This is a genomic window from Paenibacillus sophorae (genome assembly GCF_018966525.1).
GTDB lineage: Bacteria > Bacillota > Bacilli > Paenibacillales > Paenibacillaceae > Paenibacillus_AQ > Paenibacillus_AQ sophorae.
In genome coordinates, this window is record NZ_CP076607.1 from 1,053,091 (window position 1) to 1,072,898 (window position 19,808).

Annotated in this window: 19 protein-coding genes; 14 read left to right on the forward strand and 5 right to left on the reverse strand. The window is 55.6% G+C overall.

The annotated features are described in order from the left end of the window. Positions 1-6 precede the first annotated feature (6 nt). From KP014_RS05085 to KP014_RS05110, 6 genes are all read left to right on the forward strand, one after another. A complete protein-coding gene (locus KP014_RS05085; protein WP_036600110.1) occupies positions 7-681 on the forward strand; it encodes a response regulator transcription factor in 675 nt (224 codons plus the stop codon). After that, complete coding sequence (locus KP014_RS05090; protein WP_246590640.1) at positions 678-2,141, forward strand: sensor histidine kinase; 1,464 nt, start codon at positions 678-680, stop codon at positions 2,139-2,141. Before KP014_RS05085 ends, KP014_RS05090 begins: the two co-directional genes overlap by 4 nt. A gap of 35 nt (positions 2,142-2,176) precedes the next feature. Next, a complete protein-coding gene (locus KP014_RS05095; RefSeq protein ID WP_246590641.1) occupies positions 2,177-3,112 on the forward strand; it encodes an ABC transporter ATP-binding protein in 936 nt (311 codons plus the stop codon). Continuing rightward, a complete protein-coding gene (locus KP014_RS05100) occupies positions 3,112-3,825 on the forward strand; it encodes an ABC transporter permease (RefSeq protein ID WP_343223048.1) in 714 nt (237 codons plus the stop codon). The genes KP014_RS05095 and KP014_RS05100 overlap by 1 nt, the downstream gene beginning before the upstream one ends. Before the next feature lie 4 nt (positions 3,826-3,829). Further along, the gene (locus KP014_RS05105; protein WP_090834247.1) at positions 3,830-4,573 is read left to right on the forward strand and encodes an ABC transporter permease; all 744 of its coding nucleotides are present in this window, start codon (positions 3,830-3,832) and stop codon (positions 4,571-4,573) included. Between the two features lie 195 nt (positions 4,574-4,768). Beyond that, on the forward strand, positions 4,769-5,134 hold the full coding sequence (locus KP014_RS05110; RefSeq protein WP_036594420.1) for an ArsR/SmtB family transcription factor: 366 nt from the start codon (positions 4,769-4,771) through the stop codon (positions 5,132-5,134). Between the two features lie 97 nt (positions 5,135-5,231). On the opposite strand, the gene KP014_RS05115 is transcribed toward KP014_RS05110, so the two are convergent. Further along, positions 5,232-5,996 carry a CPBP family intramembrane glutamic endopeptidase gene (locus tag KP014_RS05115; RefSeq protein ID WP_036594422.1) on the reverse strand — a complete coding sequence of 255 codons (765 nt, stop codon included), beginning with the start codon at positions 5,994-5,996 and terminating at the stop codon, positions 5,232-5,234. Further along, positions 5,977-6,519 (reverse strand): PadR family transcriptional regulator, encoded by a 543-nt coding sequence (locus KP014_RS05120; RefSeq protein ID WP_036594424.1) that lies wholly within the window; start codon positions 6,517-6,519, stop codon positions 5,977-5,979. The genes KP014_RS05115 and KP014_RS05120 overlap by 20 nt, the downstream gene beginning before the upstream one ends. A 193-nt stretch (positions 6,520-6,712) precedes the next feature. Between KP014_RS05120 and KP014_RS05125 the strand changes: the two genes are divergently transcribed. Next, a complete protein-coding gene (locus tag KP014_RS05125) occupies positions 6,713-8,968 on the forward strand; it encodes a heavy metal translocating P-type ATPase (protein WP_036594438.1) in 2,256 nt (751 codons plus the stop codon). A gap of 122 nt (positions 8,969-9,090) precedes the next feature. On the opposite strand, the gene KP014_RS05130 is transcribed toward KP014_RS05125, so the two are convergent. From KP014_RS05130 to KP014_RS05140, 3 genes are all read right to left on the reverse strand, one after another. Further along, positions 9,091-10,044 (reverse strand): L-lactate dehydrogenase, encoded by a 954-nt coding sequence (locus tag KP014_RS05130; RefSeq protein WP_036594427.1) that lies wholly within the window; start codon positions 10,042-10,044, stop codon positions 9,091-9,093. Positions 10,045-10,349: 305 nt separating this feature from the next. After that, the gene (locus KP014_RS05135; RefSeq protein WP_036594429.1) at positions 10,350-10,847 is read right to left on the reverse strand and encodes a CcdC family protein; all 498 of its coding nucleotides are present in this window, start codon (positions 10,845-10,847) and stop codon (positions 10,350-10,352) included. A 195-nt stretch (positions 10,848-11,042) separates the two neighbouring features. Further along, positions 11,043-11,303 (reverse strand): GlsB/YeaQ/YmgE family stress response membrane protein, encoded by a 261-nt coding sequence (locus KP014_RS05140; RefSeq protein WP_036594441.1) that lies wholly within the window; start codon positions 11,301-11,303, stop codon positions 11,043-11,045. A gap of 186 nt (positions 11,304-11,489) precedes the next feature. Between KP014_RS05140 and KP014_RS05145 the strand changes: the two genes are divergently transcribed. The 7 genes from KP014_RS05145 (at position 11,490) to KP014_RS05175 (ending at position 19,788) form a co-directional block, all read left to right on the forward strand. Beyond that, positions 11,490-12,542 (forward strand): lactonase family protein, encoded by a 1,053-nt coding sequence (locus tag KP014_RS05145; RefSeq protein ID WP_036594430.1) that lies wholly within the window; start codon positions 11,490-11,492, stop codon positions 12,540-12,542. Positions 12,543-12,667: 125 nt separating this feature from the next. After that, positions 12,668-13,582 carry a polyprenyl synthetase family protein gene (locus KP014_RS05150; RefSeq protein WP_036594432.1) on the forward strand — a complete coding sequence of 305 codons (915 nt, stop codon included), beginning with the start codon at positions 12,668-12,670 and terminating at the stop codon, positions 13,580-13,582. Between the two features lie 61 nt (positions 13,583-13,643). Continuing rightward, a complete protein-coding gene (locus KP014_RS29315) occupies positions 13,644-13,814 on the forward strand; it encodes a hypothetical protein (RefSeq protein WP_367888862.1) in 171 nt (56 codons plus the stop codon). 2,728 nt (positions 13,815-16,542) lie between these two features. Continuing rightward, positions 16,543-17,655, forward strand: a complete 1,113-nt coding sequence (locus tag KP014_RS05160) for a sulfate ABC transporter substrate-binding protein (RefSeq protein ID WP_036587350.1) — start codon at positions 16,543-16,545, stop codon at positions 17,653-17,655. 82 nt (positions 17,656-17,737) lie between these two features. Further along, positions 17,738-18,574, forward strand: coding sequence for a sulfate ABC transporter permease subunit CysT (cysT, locus tag KP014_RS05165; protein WP_090834251.1), 837 nt, complete (start codon positions 17,738-17,740; stop codon positions 18,572-18,574). 34 nt (positions 18,575-18,608) lie between these two features. Continuing rightward, on the forward strand, positions 18,609-19,472 hold the full coding sequence (gene cysW / locus KP014_RS05170; RefSeq protein WP_036594220.1) for a sulfate ABC transporter permease subunit CysW: 864 nt from the start codon (positions 18,609-18,611) through the stop codon (positions 19,470-19,472). A 106-nt stretch (positions 19,473-19,578) separates the two neighbouring features. Further along, a complete protein-coding gene (locus KP014_RS05175) occupies positions 19,579-19,788 on the forward strand; it encodes a YezD family protein (protein WP_090834252.1) in 210 nt (69 codons plus the stop codon). Positions 19,789-19,808: the final 20 nt, after the last annotated feature.

Below are 19,808 nucleotides of genomic sequence, written 5' to 3' on the forward strand. Positions count from 1 at the left end.
GCTGCCATGAGCGGCACTTTGCTGTATATCGAGGACGATCCGCAAATTGCCGGTCCCGTCGCCAGAGATCTGAAGGATCGCGGCTATGCCGTCCGTTGGCTGCAGAGTGGAGAACGGGCCGTGGAAGAGGCGGATGGCTGCCAGTTGGTTATTCTGGATGTCATGCTGCCGGGATTGGACGGATTCACGGTGGGCCAGCGATTAAAGAAGATTTTTCCTGACATTCCCATTCTGATGCTCTCAGCGAGAACGTCCATCGACGACAAGCTTCAGGGTCTGGGGTTCGCCGATGATTATTTGACCAAACCGTTTCATCCGGATGAGCTTGCCGCGAGAATCGGGGTTTTGCTGCGGCGTGCGGGCAGCATTTCATCTTCGCCGCTTTCACTGGGGCATCTAACCGTCTATGAAGAGGAGAACCGGATTGTTCTGGCGGAGAGCGGGGAAGAAATACCGCTGACGGGCAAGCAGTTTCAGATTTTCTTTTACCTCTTGCGCCACCTCGGCCAGATTATGACCAAAGAACAAATTTATGAAGCGGTCTGGGGGGAGCCCTATATGGAAGGGGACAAGACCCTGATGGTACATATCCGTTATTTGCGCGAAAAGCTGGAGAAAGACCCTGCAATGCCGGAAATTATTGAGACGGTCCGGGGCATCGGATACAGGGTCAAGGCATGATAAGAAGGAACAGAACCCGAGGACGTCTTCCTGGATTCCGCCAATCGCTGTTGTCGCGGTACATGCTGATTATCGCGGCAGCCGTGATGTTCTTGCCCGTTATCCTTACTCTTAATATCATCTTAGTTTCCCTTTCCAGCCACTGGTTTGAGATACGGCGAGACGACAGAACGAAGGCCGAGCTGGAGCTCTACTCCAGCACTGCCAACTTGGAGAATAGATGGCATGAAGCGGCTCGTCTGCTTGCGGGCAAATCTCCCCGGGAGATTGACACGCGCATAAGGGAACTGGGCGGGAGTTACCAATACGCTTCTATGTTCTGGGTGGACGGAACCGGGGTCACCCGGCTGTCGCTTCCTGCGCAGAAGAAGGCGCGCGGGAGCGCCTCCGACAAGGAGACCTCCGTCCCGGGGACATGGACGGTTTCTTCGGCGATCGCCTTTATGAAAGAAAGCATCAATCGTGATCCGCTGACTATTGTCGCTTTTATCGGCGACCGTTCCGATGCCGGCGAAGGCTTCATGGCCATGATGGTTCCGAGGTCCGTGCTGCGGAAAGACGCAAGCAATTTTCCGACTTTGGGGTATGTTGCGGTACTACTCGTCCTGTTCATCGGGTTCGCGGCGGTATCCTGGCTGTTCTTCGCCAGAATCCGCAGACGGCTGCTGCGGCTGCAAACCGCGATGACCCTTGACGGCAGGGACGGCCTCCCGGCAGCGATACCAAAGGGCAAGCCCGATGAGGTGGGTCTGCTGGAGGAGGCATTCAATACGATGGTTGCGGAGCTTAAGGACAGCCGGCGCAGAGAGCGGGAGGAAGAGGAGCTGCGCAAGCGGCTGATCGCCGATCTGTCCCACGATCTGCGCACGCCGCTTACGGTTGTGCGCAGTCATTTGTTCGAGGTCGGCAAGGAACCGCTGTCCTTGCAGGGAAGAGAATCGCTCAATCTGATGGATGAGCGCATCGCCGGCCTTGGCGTTCTGATCGACAACCTGCTAAGTTATAATCTGCTTGCAAGCGGCAGGGTGAAGCTGTCGCCGGAGCGCAAGGATATTCTCAGGCTGCTTCGGGAAAGCGCTGCGGCGTGGTACCCGATATGGATCAAGGAAGGCATGGAGGTTGATATCGAACTGGAGGGTGAGCCCTTGTACTGGGAGGTCGATGAGATCTGGTTCAGGCGTGTGCTGGACAATCTGCATCAGAACATCGTGCGCCATGCCAAGGGCGGCGGTTATGTCGGGATTGCCGCCGAGGACCGCAATGGCACACGCACTGTGGTCATTCGTGACCGCGGAAGGGGCTTAGGCGAAGATTCTCCGGTGAAAGGAGCGGGGCTCGGACTCGCTATTGTCGATATGCTGCTGTCCCGCATGGAGCTTGCCTGGACGGCTGACAGCACTCCCGAAGGAACCTCGGTCTTCATTTTTCCGAAAGAGCGGAACAATTTAAACAAAACTTAAACTTCACGGGAAGTCTTCTTTAACCTTGGGGCGGTATGCTGGTTACCGAGGTGAAGAGAGACATGGAAACGGTTATTCAAACGACGGAACTGGTGAAAAAATACCGCGGCCGGATGGCGGTGGATCATCTGGATCTGAGCATCGGGAAAGGCGAGATTTACGGGTTTCTCGGGCCGAACGGCGCGGGCAAGACGACGACGATCCGTATGCTGCTCGGTCTGATCGCGCCGACGGAGGGGCGCGTCGAAATCTTCGGCAAAGATCTCCGAAAGGAGAGACTGGATATTCTGCGGAGAGTCGGCTCGCTTGTCGAATCGCCTTCCTACTACGGCCATTTGTCGGCAGTGGAGAACCTGGAGGCGATCCGCCGCATTCTCGGCGTGCCGAAACGCCGCATCGCCGAGGTGCTGGATATCGTCTCCCTGACCGGAGAAGAGAAGCGTCCGGTCAAGGGATTCTCGCTCGGCATGAAGCAGCGGCTCGGCATCGCCGCCGCGCTGCTCGGCAGCCCCGAGCTGCTCATTCTGGATGAGCCGACGAACGGGCTCGACCCGTCCGGCATTCAGGAGATCCGCAGCCTGATCATGTCGCTGCCGCAGGAGCACGGCATTACCGTGCTCGTATCCAGCCATCTGCTGAGCGAAATCGAGCAGATGGCGGGAACGGTCGGCATCATCCGACAAGGCCGGATGATCTACCAGGACACGATTACCCATCTCCGCCAGCGTTCGGCGGGAGAGATGCGGCTGGTCGTGTCGGAGCCGGAGGCCGCCTTGGAGGAAGCTTGCCGCAGAGGATATGACGGCATGCTGCGCACAGGCGAACTCCGCTTCTCCGGAATGAACGATGCGCAGGTCGCCTTGCTGGTCAAGGCTCTGGTAGAGCAAGGACACGCCATATACCGTGTGGAGGAGCAGCGGCAGTCTCTTGAGGAATTCTTTCTGCAGGTTGTGGAAAGGGAGGGGCTGTGATGAGCAGGCTGCTCGCGGCCGATTGGCTGAAAATCCGGGGCAAGGGCCTCTGGCTTCTTGTGCTTGTGGGGCCCCTCGGCGTTACAGCGCTGCAGGCGCTCAATTTCGGCCTCCGCTTCGATTATATGAAGCAGAGATATGCCGGGGACTTATGGGGCGGACTGCTGGATAACACCGTGCAGTTTGTACCTGTGGCACTTTTTCTGGGCGGTACGCTGGTCTGCTCCCTAATGTCCAATATTGAGCACCAGACCAGCGCGTGGAAGCAGCTTCTCGCCCTGCCGGTCTCGCGCATAGCGGTATTCGCATCCAAGCTGCTGCTGTGCCTGCTGCTGCTGGCCGTGTCCTGTCTGCTGCTCTCCGGCTTCGTTACGGCGCTCGGTCTGATTTTCGGCTTCGGGGCTTCCGAAATTCCGGTCTATGACATTCTGCGCATTGGCTTTCTGTCCTGCGCCGCCGTTATGCCCTTTATCGCGCTTCAGCTGTGGCTGTCGCTGGCCTTCCGGAATCAGGCGCTGCCGGTTTCAATCGGCGTGATTTGTGCTATTGTGTCGCCTTTTACGACCACCCTATCGGAATGGCTGCCGATTAACTGGCCGTACCTCGCGTGGAGCGGTCCGCACCGTCTTTATTTTGCAGGGGCGGGACTCGCGCTGGGCCTGCTGGTATTGCTGCCGGGAGCGGCGCATTTCGCAAGGAAGGATGTGAGCTGACAGCATGAAGATGTTTCTGAGAATACTGTCAGCCGAAAGATTGAAGCTGTCCGGCTCCTATATATGGCTGCTTGTGCTGGCCAGTCCTGCCGCTGCGGTACTGATGGGGCTGTTCGCCGCTTCTCCGGCGGGCGGAAACGGAAAGCCGGACTGGACAATATTGCTTACGGTTATGTCGATGCTTCACGCTGCGTTGTTTCTGCCGATCCTGTCCGGGCTGTACGCCGCCATGCTGTGCCGTCACGAGCATCTGGACGGCGGCTGGAAAGCGCTGCTGGCGCTGCCGGTCTCGCGGACGGCTGTATACATCGCCAAGTTCACGATGGCTGCTCTGCTGCTCGCAGCAACCCAGTCCGTCTTCATGGCCGCGGTCATCGGAACGGGGTTGTTCCGGGGACTGGGGACCCCCATTCCGTGGGAGTCCATCTTGGGAAGCATTGCCGCCAGTTGGGTGGCCTGCCTGCCGCTTGCGGCGCTCCAAATGGCCGTTTCCCAGGCGTGGAGCAGCTTCGCCGCGCCGCTTGCGCTGAACGTCAGCTTTACGCTGCCCAATATTTTAATTGCGAACTCGGCCACCTACGGCCCTTATTATCCATGGGTACAGCCGCTGCTGGCTATGATTCCCCATGGACAGACGGACCGTGGAGCGTTCAATCTGCCGCTTGAGAGCCTGCTGATCGTTGTGCTGGGCAGCTTTGTTGTCTTCCTTGCGGCGGGTCTGCTGTCTTTCCGCCGCAAGGCGGTGTGAACCGGTGTGAACAGCCCGCCGGATGATGGCAAAGCCGGATCTTTTTCCACTCGCCGCCTTTAAATACGGGATTTAAGAATGGGGGCAGTCATGATCAGGCAGGTCTCCTTAATGGACATTCGCCCTCTTTTTTTCTTATAATGGTGTAAGAGCGGCGGCTGATCAGGCCGGACCGGCTGCAAGGAGGCGAAGCGGATGAAACCGGCGGCTATCGAAGAATGCGACAACACCTGTAACGGCTCGGAGGTTTCTCCCGAGAATATCCGGTTAACCCTGCCGGAAAGGGCAACCACTGACAAGATGGCGGAACTGTTCAAGGCGCTCGGGGACCCGACAAGGGTTAGGCTGATTTACGCATTGTCCCGCCAGGAGCTTTGTGTGCATGATCTGTCGGCTATTTTGGACATGGGTCAGTCGGCGGTGTCCCACCAGCTTCGCTATTTGCGGAACTTGCGGATCGTGAAGCGGCGTAAAGAAGGCAAGACCGTATTTTATTCGCTGAATGACGCGCATGTCGAGCAGATCTTTTTGCAGACGCATGAGCATATCAGACACGAATAGGAACAGGAATAAGGTGCTCGGTGCATACCTTATAGATAAGCAAGCAAAACGGCAGAAGGCCCTTTCGGTCTGCTGCCGTTTTTTTGCCGTTTGCCAACTAGTTGAAGCTGTGTTCCGCCGGGTGTGTGGAGACCGTCTTTTTCAAGCTCAGTCCCAGCCAGACGCAGTACAGCGCAATCAGCGCCAGAATGGTTATGTCATAGCCGAGGTAGGCGTCGCTGTTGTCGTTGCCGACAAATTGGATAAAGTTATGTAAAAAGTGAAACAGGATCAGCGGCAGAATATTGCGGTTCCGCACCATCAAAAGCGCAAGCGCGCCGCCGATCAGCAAGGCATACACAATTTGCAGCGCGGTTTGGACCGCGTTTTGTCCGGAAAGGGCATTTAGCACATGCGTGACGGAAAAGAGGAGAGACGAGGTGATGACCGCCGTTTTGACCCCCTTGGGCAGCAAAATATTCAGAATCATGCCGCGGTAAATACTCTCTTCCACAAAGCCGACAAGCAGGGTGAAAAAGAAATAAAACAGCAGTTCGGAAACGCCGATTGGACGGAAGCCCTTCAGGGCGACGATGACCAGCACGGCCAGAAGCGGTGCGTAATCAATCAGTCTCTCCTTGGGAATCGAAGCCAGCGAACGGAAACCGTAGTATCCCCATTTTTTCTTCAGGGAAAAATACAGGATCAACACTGCGGCGATAGGGATAAATGAGAGCAGCACGGGCGATGTATAGCTTAGCTGCTTGATCGTGGCGTAGGCGCCCGCTGCGGTTACGGATAACAGCAACAGAACTTCAATGATCACGACGGCGAGCACGGGATGTTTTTGCGAAAATGACCTCTTAGTTTCTTGGTTTGACATGTCCTAAATCCTTCCTCTCCATAATATCCTTGATCCACTGTTTTTGCATTCGCGCATGGCTGAGTCCATATCCCAGCACAGACACTCGGTAATAATAGTCTTCGGGACGCTCGATCCCGGCCAGTTCGCCCTCTACTATGCTCTGTACCGCTTCCAGCGCGCGGATCTCATGTTCGGCCGCGTACAGGTACTCTTGCAGACGCCGCAGACGGACTTCCTCATCCAAATAGTCGAAAAAGAAAATCCGGATGAGCTGCTCACGGCTTGCGGCTTGCGGTTCTTCCAGCCATTTGAGAAAAGCTTTTTTTCCTTCAGGCAGCAGGGAGTATAGCTTCTTGTTCTTGCTGTCCGCGGTCTCAAACACGGATACATAACCCTTATCCACCATCCTCTTCAAAGCGGGATAAAGGCTTCCGAAGCTTGCCGCGTAGAAATGGCCGACCGTGCTGTCGATGGTCTTCTTCAAATCATAGCCGCTCATTTGGCCTTCCATCAGCATTCCCAAAAGAACATATTCCAGCATATAGCACTCCTTTATATCGATTAGATATATCTAGTTGATATATTTATCATAACGAAAATTTCATCGACGTCAAGCGCTCATTACCGATTGACACCTCGAATGGGATAGGAATATAATGTCGGTAAAGACATATGAACAGTTGCTCATATATTAATCGTAAGCGTTACGGAAGGGGTTGGGGAGATTGAATACGATAGAGCCGACGGTCAAACGCCAATGGATACTGGAAGGATTGGACTGCGCGAATTGTGCGATGAAAATCGAGAATCGGGTGAGCAAGATGGACGGGGTCGCTTCCTGTTCGGTCAATTTTGCAACCAAGACGCTGACGATGGAAACGGACAGCAGCTTTCCGGAGACGGGTGTTTCACAGGTGGAGCGGACGGTAACCTCGCTTGAACCGCATGTGCGGCTGCTGGAGAAGAGAGCCGCGGCGGTCTCCCGGTCAGCCGCTTATAGTGGAACGGTTCGCGGAAACGTTCAAGTTCGGAGTCACCGCGAAGCGCATGGACATGAACACGAGGATGGACATGAACACGTAAATGCCGGAGAAGAAGGCCACGTGCACGGACATTCGGACAGCCATGGCGAGGGAGAGACGCGGCGGACGGTGCTGCGCCTCGGGGCCGGTGCGGCGCTTGCCGCCGCCGGTTACCTCATCCCTGTCGGCGGTTACTGGGAGCTTGCCCTCTTCCTTCTGGCTTACTTGGCGGCAGGCGGAAATGTCGTCTGGCAGGCCGTGAGAAATATTGCGCGGGGACAAGTATTTGACGAGAACTTTCTGATGGCGCTGGCGACTATCGGCGCGTTCGCGATTGGCCAGTACCCGGAAGGCGTCGCCGTCATGCTGTTTTATCAGGTTGGCGAGCTGTTCCAGGGCCTTGCGGTCAACCGTTCCCGGCGCTCCATCACGGCGCTGATGGATATCCGGCCGGAAACGGCGCGCCTGCGGACCGGGGAAGAGACGAGAATCGTGTCTCCGGAGCAGGTGAATATCGGAGATATTATCGTCGTGCAGCCGGGCGAGAAGGTTCCGCTTGACGGAACGGTCATCGAAGGCAGCGCCATGATGGACACCTCGGCGCTGACCGGCGAATCGGTTCCGCGGTCGGCTGAGCCGGGAAGCGCGGTACTGAGCGGATTCATTAACAAGAACGGCGTCATCGCCGTAGAGGTAACCCAGACGTTTGAGGAATCGGCGGTTTCCAAAATTTTGGAGCTGGTGCAGAACGCGTCGAACAACAAGGCCAAGACCGAGAACTTCATTACCCGGTTCGCCCGGAGCTACACGCCCGTTGTCGTCATTACGGCCGCGCTGCTCGCCGTGGTTCCTCCACTGCTAATCAGCGGGTCGACCTTCTCCGACTGGATTTACCGGGCGCTGGTCTTCCTCGTGATCTCCTGCCCATGCGCCCTCGTCGTATCGATTCCGCTCGGCTTCTTCGGCGGTATTGGGGCGGCATCGCGCAGCGGCATCCTGATCAAAGGCAGCAACTACCTGGAGGCGCTGAACGATGTCAAGACCGTAGTCTTCGACAAGACGGGCACGCTGACCAAGGGACAGTTCAAGGTGACGGATCTTCATCCGGCAGAAGGCATGGCAGAGAGTGAGCTGCTGCGGCTGGCTGCTTACGCAGAGAGTCATTCGGGCCATCCGATCGCGGAATCAATTGTCGCTGCTTACGGTCAGCGCATCGCCGCAAACGCCGTTACCGACTACAATGAAATATCCGGCCATGGAATCCGGGCAGCTGTTGAAGGCCGTATAGTGCTCGCGGGGAACGCGCGTCTTATGGAACGGGAAGGCATCGCATTCCGGCAGCCGGACGGAGCCGGAACGATCGTACATCTGGCTATGGACGGCAAATATGCCGGCAGTCTCGTCATTGCCGACGAAGTGAAGGAGGATGCGGCCCGGGCGATTTCCGCTCTCCGCAAAATCGGCGTTGCCAAGACGGTGATGCTGACCGGCGATTCTTCGGCGGTGGCCGAGGATGTTGGGAAGCGGCTGGGCGTCGGTGAAATCCATGCCGAGCTTCTGCCCCAGCATAAGGTGGAACAGATCGAACGCCTTGAATCCCAAAAGACGGGCCGGGAGAAAATCGCTTTTGTCGGCGACGGCATCAACGATACGCCCGTTCTGGCGAGAGCGGATGTTGGGATCGCTATGGGGGGGCTTGGATCGGATGCCGCCATCGAGGCGGCGGACATCGTCATTATGACCGACGAGCCGTCCAAGATTGCGGCTGCGATCGGCATCGCCCGCCGCACCCGGACGATTGTATGGCAGAATATTATATTCGCGCTCGGGATCAAGGCGGTCTTTCTGCTGCTTGGAGCGTTCGGCATCGCGACGATGTGGGAAGCGGTATTCTCCGATGTCGGCGTGACGGTGCTTGCGGTGCTCAACAGCATGCGGGCGCTTCGCGCACCCTCTGTGGAGGGTTAAGTTCCAGACCGAGCCTGATCAAAATCATTAAAAAACCACCGGAATGGCTATCCATGTGGATGCCATTTCCGGTGGTTCTTTTACTTAATGCTCCAAGAATCGCTGTATCTTTCGTGAAGTCTTCAACTAGGAGTCAGACTTTCGATACCGCGGCGGATAATATCGCACGAGGCGGTAAATTTGGCGGTCTCTTCCTCGTTTAGATTCAGCTCGATCAACTCTTGTATGCCTTCTCCCGCAATGATGGCGGGCACGCCGGTACAGATGCCCTTCTGTCCGTATTCTCCGTCCAGGATGGCGGACACGGCAATGATTTTATGCTCGTCGTTCAGGATAGAGCGGGCGATATACGCCAGCGCGCTGCCGATTCCAAAATGCGTTGAGCCCTTGCGGGTGTAAATCTCCCAGCCGGCATCCCTGGTCTTGCGGGCGAGATCACCGAGGTCCAGATGCTTGAACCGTTCGCGGTGCTGGTCCAGAATATGCAGGATCGGCTTGCCGCCGATGGTCACATGCGACCAGGCCACAAACTGCGATTCGCCATGCTCGCCGAGCGCATAGCCGTTCACGCTGCGGGGATCGATGGAGAATACCTCGGACAGCAGCGTCTTCAGTCTGGACGAATCGATGGATGTCCCCGTTCCGATTACCCTGTGGCGCGGCAGGCCGGAGATTTGCCAGACGAGATAGGTCACAATATCGACCGGATTGGCCGCAATCACAAAAATACCGTCGAATCCGCTCTCCACAATCGGCGTAACGATGCTTCGGGTAATGGTCTTCGCGTCGTCCAGCACATCAAGCCGCGTCTGCCCGGGCTTCGGATTAGCTCCTGCCGTTAAGATTACAATATCCATGCCGGCGCAATCGCTTGTAGTTCCGGCGTATACTTTGGTCCGCGTACCCATAAAATCCGTACAATGCGAAAGATCAAGCGCCTGCGCCATTGCGCGGTCATATGTACGGTCGACCATCATAATTTCATCGCAAATCGCTTGGTTGACCATGGAATAGGCGCAGCTGGAGCCGACCAATCCGGAACCGACGATCGCCACTTTTCTTGATTTTCTTTTCATCTGCCCATCCTCGCTCTCTTATAAAAATGGCTAAAGCCTGGTTTATCCGAAAGACTCGGTCTGTGACTTCATTTTACCCTAAATACCCGCAAGTTACCTGACATGGGTGAAAAAAGGTACATGCTTCGCTTGCCGCACAACGCGTAATCCAGGCCTCTGGAGAAACCTTGCATACATGCGCAAAAACCGCATGGAAGCCATGCGGAAAGTGATATTGGCGTAATTCTGTTACGGCCTCAATGCGGATAGTGGGAACTTCCGGATCGGCGCTGCTGAAATGCCTCACAGAGATAAAGCCGGCTCTGCTACCGCGAAAAAAGTGCATCCTGCGGAACGAGCTTACGGTAGGTTCTAAACATAAACACCCTCCAATGCAGAATCATTCCGAATGCCAGAATAAAGAATAAACCGCCTGACTGCGGAATGGATATGTAGCGGTCGATGAATTCATGCAGCAGCGTGCGGAACAGAAGCAGTCCGAGCAGAACAAGAATGAAGCTCTTTGAGCGTTTGGCGTAAACCAACCCTTCCTTTTCGTGGAAGGTGGTCGTTTTAATAAGCGGATAAGCAAAAACAAACCATCCCGCTAGAAAAGCGGCAAGCGCCCACCATAGAGGAACCCTGACCTCGGGAACGGCAAACATGATGAAGCCGGTCGACATACCCAGCGGCGGAATAAGAATTTTGCGGAGGGTAACGGGGCGGTCGCTTGCTTTTAATCGGATAAAAATAACCATCAGCGCCATCAGCAGCGCGCCCAAGGTGGAGCCGATATGCAGTAACGACGGATTGATGCTGCCCATGATTCACGTTCCTCTCTGAATTAAAAGTGGAGTATGTACATTATAGCAAAAAATGCCTTCGGCACCTAAACGTCCGCGTCCCGCCGATGATCGCCGAACCGTGAATGTAAGCGGCAAAAAAACCGCCGGCTGCAAGCCAGGCGGTTATATTGCTCAGCATTATGTTTGTAAACAGGCTGCTGCGGGGTAAAGTAATTAGGAACGGGTTCGTCGTCCGCCCATCGAATGCATGACCAGGCTGACGATTGCAATCAGAACGACCGCGCCGATCAAAGACGGCAGGACGTAAAATTCACTGACACGCGGACCCCAGTCGCCCAGAAAACCGCCCAGCCAAGAGCCTAGAATACCTGCGATAATGTTGCCGATAATGCCTCCCGGAATATCTCTGCCCATGATCAGGCCTGCCAACCAACCAATAATACCGCCAACAATTAGCATCCATATGAAACTCATCATGCTTCAGCTCCTTTAAGGGTATTAGTATTGGATGGTAACTATTAACCTCAAGCGAAAGGTTTCAATCAGGTGTCATATTTTGCCGAAATACGGGTGTCAATTCCTCTTCCGTGCCGGGAAGCACGAAACAAAAATCACTCGGATTTAGAATCCTGCAACCGTTTGTTAAAGGAGACGCTTATTATGAAGAGACCAGACGAAGTATTATTTTATGTCGGAACGTACAGTCCCGAAGAGAAGCCGTCCATTTATTTATGCGGATTGAATACCGGGGACGGAGAAATGAGAATCATTCAAAAAACCTCGGGAATCGAGAATCCGTCGTACATAACGCTGAACCATGCAGAGAATGTGCTGTATGCCGTCAGCGAGAAGGAAGACGGGGAGGTCAGCGCGTATTCCGTCGATCCCGGGACAAATAAGCTGTCCCTGCTGGGCACGCGGCGGACAGAGGGGGGAGCTCCTTGCTACGTCTCCATCTCTCCTAAGGAGGACTATGTATTTGTCTCCAACTATTCGGGAGGCAACGTCAATGCTTTTCCGGTTAATGAAGACGGCTCGCTCGGGGAGATGTCCTCCCAGGTCCTTCATGCCGGCAAGGGCATTCGCGAAGACCGGCAGGAAGCGCCGCATCCGCATTCCGTAATCCCAGACGCAAACGATAAGCGGATACTGGTATGCGATCTCGGCCTCGACCGGATTATGCTCTACCGTTACGAGGGTGGCAACCTCACCCGGCATGGAGAAGTGGTGCTGCCTGACGGCTCAGGGCCCCGTCATCTGGCATTCCACCCGAGCGGAAAGCGGCTGTACTGTGCCAACGAGCTGAACTGCACGGTAACGGTCCTTGAGGCCTGCGAGCCGTCCGGGAATCTTGAAATCCGGCAGCATCTGTCCACGCTGCCGGAGCAGTACGCGGCGGGAAGCGACGATACCGCCGCTGATATTCATACCTCCCCTTGCGGCCGGTTCCTGTATGTATCCAACCGCGGGCACGACAGCATCGCCCTGTTCCACGTTGATGATGAAACCGGCTTGCTGAAGGCGATGGATTGGCAGAGCACAGGCGGGCGTACGCCGCGAAACTTCGCCATAACCGGAGAATTGCTGCTTGCCGCCAATCAGAACAGCGGCAATATTACGTCGTTTACGATCGACAGCGAGAACGGCAGGCTGATTCCGACGGGCAATGAACTGGAAGTGCCGAAGCCGGTCTGCATTGCGATTCTGAATTGAATCGCCCAACATTTCATAAAATTATATAGTTCTCCAAGAATATAGAAGGAAATGGTAATGAGGGCTCGAATAGATATCATTGACTACGCTTTTAGTCGCATTCCTTAACCGAAATGGGGGATAGGATGGAGGATATTGCGGAACCGGTGGGTAAGGAAATCAAGGAAGGCGTGCGGACTTATTTCGTCTTGCCGCACTTGTACGAGCAAGCAGCTGCCTGTATAGATGAGAAGCTGAGCGGGAACCTGCCTTTCGCTAATCTTACGGTGCTTCACTACCGGGCTTTCGGAGGAACGGGTTCTTCCATTTTTCGGGCTGCCGGAGCGGTTGAGCTCATGATTCTCAGTGCGGATATTGTCGACGACCTTCAGGATAAGGACAACAGCTTGACGGCATGGAGCCGGATGAGCCCCGAAATTGCGCTCAACATTGCCTTTGGGCTGGCGTTCATTTCCGGACAGATGCTGCTTACCTGCCACTTCCCCTTGGAACGGATTCATGGGGCTGTACAATTTATGCACACCCAGACCCTTGCGGCCATTAACGGTCAAACGGCCGATCTGCTGAACGATATCGGGAGCGAGGAGGATTATCTTCGCATGATCAAGCAAAAGTCGGCTGCATTCGTAGTCGCCGCCTGCATGATCGGCACGTTCCTGGCTACCGGCGAGTGGAATAGTCAAGTAAGAGACTATGCCGAGGAACTTGGAATCGCCGATCAGATCAAGAACGACATCCGTGATCTGCTGGATTGGGAAAGGGGCGATTTCAAGAATCGTAAGAAAACGCTGTCTACGTTGTATCTTCTTCAGTTTATCGCTGTGGAGGACAAATGGATCGCCGATTATTTTGAAGGACGCCTCCGGATGGAGGAGATCAGCCACCGCAGGGAGGAATTCGAACGGGCCGTCGAACGGACGGGAACCTTTCTCTATACCTCTGTACGGATGAGAATGCATTGCTATAATTATTTGCAGATAGTAGACAAGCTGGATATCGACGCTCACTGGAAGAACCGTATCACCGCCCTGGCCGAATAGACCTTGGCGCAATAATCGATTGGGGGAATAGTCCATGTTAAAGGAAATCATTCAAAGCTTGATGAAAGATCCCGCAGCAGCCCATCGTTTAAAGAACGGCCAGTATGAATTCGCTGGAATCAGCGAAGTTGAGCGAAGAGCGCTGCTGGCTGCGTTGGATGACAAAAACCGGGTTGGCAAAGCCGGGGAACTGGGAGCCTGGGACACCGTCAAAGCGGCAGCAGCGCTGTAACCTGAAGATGCAAAAACAGCCTTAATCCGGCCCATTCGGATTAAGGCTGTTTGTATAGGGGAAGGATGCGTCCCGCCGGAATAAAAGCCGATATCGTCAAGCATGACGGCGTCTCCATCGCCGAGAAGATAGAATGTAATCTGCGTCACATGCGCCGGATCGAAGGAAGGATTCTGCTTATGGAACAGATCGAACGAAAGCTCGTAAGTCTGAAAGACCGCTTCGGTAAGATCGCCGTACTTGCCGCCGCTGATGCGCTTCTCCAGCCAGGGGGTCCGGGCGAACCGCGTCTGCGGAAGCGGCAGGGGCGTCATGACCGCCGAGAGCGGCAGACGCGCCTTGACTCCGAGGAGATCGGCCAGCTCAACCTCTATTTGCGGCGGCGGGACGGAGACTGAACCGGCACCAAGGTTGGCCATGGAGAAGGACAGGCCGTCCGCTCCGTAGAGCGTGGCATCGGCAGCCGGTCCGGCACCCAGCGCAATGCGGTAGAATGCTTCCCCCGCTTCGTCTGCCCTGCGTTCCAGCAAGGCTCCGTATGTTCCTTTGCTCCCACCCTCGCGGTCTTTGGCCATTTCCTCGGTCCAGCTTAGTCCAGAAGCTGTAATTACGCCGCCGGGTGCCGACGTCGCCCTGTTCCGATCCTCGTCGTAGCCTGCTATGATCCTGAATCCGCCGTCCTGATAGCGATTGAAATAAGCCGTCGAAGCAGGCAGCCACTGCAGGCCGCTCCGGTAATCCCGGAACAGGCCGGTATACTCGCGGCTGCCATGCAGCGCCTGCTCCAGAAAAGCCGAAATGTACACCTTGGCAATTTGCCTCTGCTCCTTATCTTTCATAATGCCGCTGCGGCTTAAGAACAGCCCCGCCGGCGGCGCAAGATCAAGGAGGCCCCAGTCGCTGTTGAACTGGCTGTGATTCGCGTCGCCAATATACAGCGATGTCTTGAAGGCATCCGTGTAAGCAGAATAGAATGAGCGAATATACTGCCGGTCTCCGTAGAAATCATGCACATCGCCGTCCCGCGCACCCTGGAGAGCTATATAGCTGACATCATGGAGCTGGGCCAGCCGGCCGTCTACCGTCTGGTCGGTGGGGGCCATCGCGGCCACCGCCGAAATATGGAAGCGGCCAGCAGGCTTAAGCACGGGATCGTCCTTGAACCAGCGCTGCGCGTCCGCCGCCATGGCGACTGCCTGCCCGCCGCGGCTGTGCCCGACGAGGGCTGTTTTTGCAAAATCGATCTTGCCGTAAAAAGGATTATCTGGTGCATCTGAAAAGGAAGCGAGCTGCTCCAAATGCCTCAGAATGATCCAGGCGCGCAGCTTGTAGTCGTCGTCCGGAATGCCTGACCAGGCCGAATAATTCAGGAAATTCTCATCCAGGGAGATGGTGATGAACCCGCGGCTCGCAAGCAGTTCACCGAGATAAGCGTAACCTTTGTCCGAAAAATCCTCCATCATATGGTTGCCGTGTACGATAAGCACAAGCGGGAAAGGACCGTCTCCCTCAGGCATCCATACCCGCCCGTTCAGCGGCAGCGATTCCGGGTCGAAGCCCCAGAATAGTGTACGGAGCGCAGACCATTTCTTCATATAGGAAGAAGCGTTCACGGAAGAGGAGCGGACAGCCGCCCCGCTCCCGTATTCGGCCCGGTGCCGGTCGCTGCCGCTGCCATAGGTGAAGCTCCGGTAAGCATACCCGCCTGGCGTTCCCGGATTGGCCGCGTCCAGAGAGCCAGAGGCAGCGGTGCCACTTACCGGGCCGGAATCCGCCGTCCTGTCCCGAGCGGCACCGTATTCAAGCTGCAATCCGCCTGCCAGAAAGAGCGGAAGGGATAGCAGCGCTGCCATGAGCAGTAGTCCCGGGAGAATTTTGCCTATCCGCAGGAGTCCGATGGCGATGCCTGCAAGCCCTCCGAGCGCGGCGGCGGCTGCGGCGACGGCGGCGGAAGCATCGGCGGTGAGATCGGCACTAGAGAGAATGGCCATGACAATTCCAGCGCTGCCGAGCAGACATCCCGTGAACAGCCGTGGAAGACGCAAGGATGTCAGTGCGAGCAGCACGGCTGCCAAGTGGCCCGCCGCAGCCAGCATGGCCGTTCCAAATCCCGCGGCCAGCATCAGATCCGCCGGCCTTCCGAGGCCGGTGGGAATCCCCAGCATGAGGGCCGAACAAGCCGCGAAGCTTATTAACCACGGCCCGGCAATCCCGCAGCGCCATATACGCGTATCATAGCGGTATGTTTCGCTGATTCGGTTGACCAAAATTTCCGCAATGCGCCTGTGCCGTCCGGGTCTTTCCGGAGCGGGCGGCTGTCCCAGTTCCAGGTCCATTCTTAATCCTCCAACTTCGCTGCTAAGCGGATTCCTCAGCAAGATGTAGAAATAATAGTCTTTTGCCGTACGTCTGACAAGTGGTACTTGCAGGAGTGCAAACAGGGCGGCTTCCCTTAAAGAGCGGCAAATCCCGTCTGCGTTATTCCGGTTATTGGATAAATCCTTGTTTTCCGCTCGAAAATAAATGATTGACAAGAGTGGAGGAGCCTATTATTATAATTTCATAACCTACTAATTTGGTAGGAATAATAAATATTTTTTCTTACCGTACAGACGGCGAAACCCAGGTCAAGGAACGCATCGGCCGCTTTGCCGGTATGCGTACCAGCGGGGTTCCACTGTCTGTTTTTGTAAAAAACAAAGGTACATCAAATGGGGGAGTGATTAAAATGAGAAAAGGGTTAAAAAAGGGATTATTGACGGGGTTTGCGCTGCTGCTGACGGCGGGCCTTACGGCTTGCGGAAATAATAGCGGCGCGGAGAGCGGATCTTCTGCTTCGACGGAGCCTGCGGCTGCAGGCAGCGCAGCGCCATCGGCAGCGGCGTCGCCCGCACAATCGAAGGAGCCGGTGGAACTGCTGAACGTCTCCTATGATCCTACCCGTGAATTGTATGAGAACTATAATAAAGCCTTCTCCGCTTATTGGGAGAAAGAGACCGGACAGAAAGTGACAATTAAACAGTCACATGGTGGTTCCGGCAAACAAAGCCGCGCTGTCCTCGATGGTCTGGAAGCGGATGTTGTGACGCTGGCGCTTGGCTACGATATCGACGCTTTGCAAACGGCAGGCCTGATTAATGAAGGCTGGCAGAGCAAATATGAGCATAACAGTTCCCCTTACACCTCGACCATCGTGTTTCTGGTTCGCAAGGGAAATCCGAAAGGCATCAAGGATTGGCCGGATCTGCTGAAGGACGGCGTAGAGGTTATCACTCCGAATCCGAAGACATCGGGCGGCGCCCGCTGGAATTACCTGGCAGCTTGGGGTTATGCGCTGGATCATAACAATAATGACGAGGCCAAGGCTCAGGAATTCCTCAAGAATCTGTTTACGCATGTGCCTGTGCTTGATACCGGGGCGCGCGGCGCGACCACAACCTTTGTGGAACGCGGAATCGGCGATGTGCTGCTTGCTTGGGAGAACGAGGCTTATCTGTCCGTAAACGAGCTGGGCAAGGATAAATTCGATATTGTGTATCCTTCGGAGAGCATTCTGGCTGAGCCTCCGGTGGCTGTGGTTGATAAAGTGGTTGATAAGAAGGGAACCCGCGAGGTTGCGGATGCTTACCTGAAATATCTGTACAGCGAAGAGGGTCAAAAGATCGCTGCGGAGAACTACTACCGTCCGACGCTTGACAGCGTTAAGGAAGAGTACAAGTCCAAGTTCCCGGATATCAAGCTCTTCACGCTAGCTGATAAATTTGGAACGTGGCAAGAGACGCAGCAGAAGCATTTTAACGACGGCGGTGTCTTTGACCAGATCTATGTGCCGGGTAAATAAGGAAATCTTGAGAAAAAAGCAGGAAATATGGCGGTGCTGATCGGCCGAACGGAGCCGAAGGCGGAGAAAGGATGAACAATCGATGAGTGTCAGTGCTAAGGCGACGCGGCGGGGGGTGCTGCCGGGATTCGGTCTGACCATGGGGTACAGCATTTTATACTTGAGTCTTGTAGTGCTTATTCCGCTGGCTGCGCTGCTGTTCAATTCAACGGGACTGACCTTTGCGAAGTTTTGGTCGGTGGCTACGGACCCCCGGGTTCTGGCCTCATACCGGGTCAGTCTAACCACGGCGGCGGCGGCCGCATTGGTAGACGGTCTGCTTGGACTGCTGCTGGCATGGGTGCTGGTGCGCTACAGATTCCCGGGAAAAAGGATCTTCGACGCCCTGATCGACCTGCCGTTCGCGCTGCCGACGGCAGTGGCAGGCGTGTCGCTGACGGCGCTGTATTCCGGCAATGGCTGGATCGGCTCTCTGCTTGAGCCGCTCGGCATCAAAGTGGCGTTTACGCCGCTGGGCATTACCTTGGCGCTGATGTTCATCGGTATTCCTTTTGTCGTACGTACCGTTCAACCGGTGCTGGAGGATTTGGAGCGGGATACAGAGGAAGCGGCCGCTACGCTTGGGGCCGGACGCTGGCGCATCTTCCGCAAGGTGTTGCTGCCGGAACTGATTCCGCCCCTGCTCACCGGCTTTGCCCTGGCCTTTGCCCGGGGAATTGGCGAATACGGCTCGGTCGTGTTCATCTCGGGCAACATGCCCATGCGGACGGAGATCGCTCCGCTACTCATTATGTCCAAGCTGGAACAGTACGATTATGCCGGAGCAACGGCAGTGGCGCTGCTGCTTCTCCTTATCTCCTTCCTGATGCTTCTTGTGATCAATATGCTTCAGCGCTGGACCCACAAGGCGTCACGCTAAATCCCGAACTACTTAAATTTAAGGAGGAATAAGGATGGCTGGAACTGTCCCACTTCGCGCCGGACGGTCGCAGACGGCCGCATCTTCGGCGGCCGTGAACGAATCGTCCGCGGTCAAATGGCTGCTGGTCGGAGCTGCCGGGCTGGTGCTGCTCTGGCTGATTGTGCTCCCGTTGAGCATTGTGCTGACCGAGGCGCTTAAGCAGGGCTGGAATGTATACTGGGCCGCGCTGAAAGATCCGGACGCCGCTTCCGCACTGCGGATGACCCTTTTGGTAGCGGGCATTAGCGTGCCGCTGAATACGTTGTTCGGCGTAGTGGCCGCCTGGGCCATAGCGAAGTTCAAGTTTCGTGGCAAGGGAATGCTTATTACGCTAATTGATCTTCCCTTTGCCGTCTCGCCGGTTATCGGCGGTCTCGTGTATGTTCTGGTCTTCGGTGCACACGGTTGGTTTGGTCCGTGGCTTGATGCGCATGATATCAAAATCGTGTTTGCCGTTCCCGGAATCGTACTCGCCACGATGTTCGTAACGTTTCCATTTGTGGCTCGTGAATTGATCCCGCTGATGGAGGATCAGGGAACGCAGGAGGAGGAAGCGGCGCTTACGCTAGGTGCAAAGGGCTTGCAGATCTTTTTCCGCGTAACGCTTCCCAATATTAAATGGGGCTTGCTGTACGGCATTATTCTGTGTAACGCGCGGGCGATGGGCGAGTTCGGCGCAGTCTCGGTTGTCTCGGGCCACATTCGCGGGGAGACCAACACGCTCCCGCTGCATGTGGAGATTCTCTACAACGAGTATCAGTTCTCCGCTTCCTTCGCGGTTGCATCCCTGCTTCTGCTGCTGGCGCTCGTGACCATGCTGATTAAAAGTTGGCTGCAGCGTAAAACTAGTCATTGACAGAAGATGGGCGGCGTGCTAATTTAAACCATAGTATACAGGTTGGAAATGGTGGTATTTAGTGGGAGCGGGTAACCCGCTGCGCAATGAGGAGGGGGCTAGTGAATTGGCTAAACCGCTGAAGGTGGATGAAATTTGGCTGGAGAGGATTGCGGGACTTCTGGACAATATGGAATTCGGCTCATTGCATATCGTGGTGCATGAAGGCCAGATCGTGCAAATGGAGCGGACGGAACGCAAGCGGTTCGAGAACGCCACACGGCACAGCGGAGAAGCCGTAAGCCGGCGTCCCGATTCCCGTGCTGCGGGACGGTGATGACCTGCAAGTTATCGCTA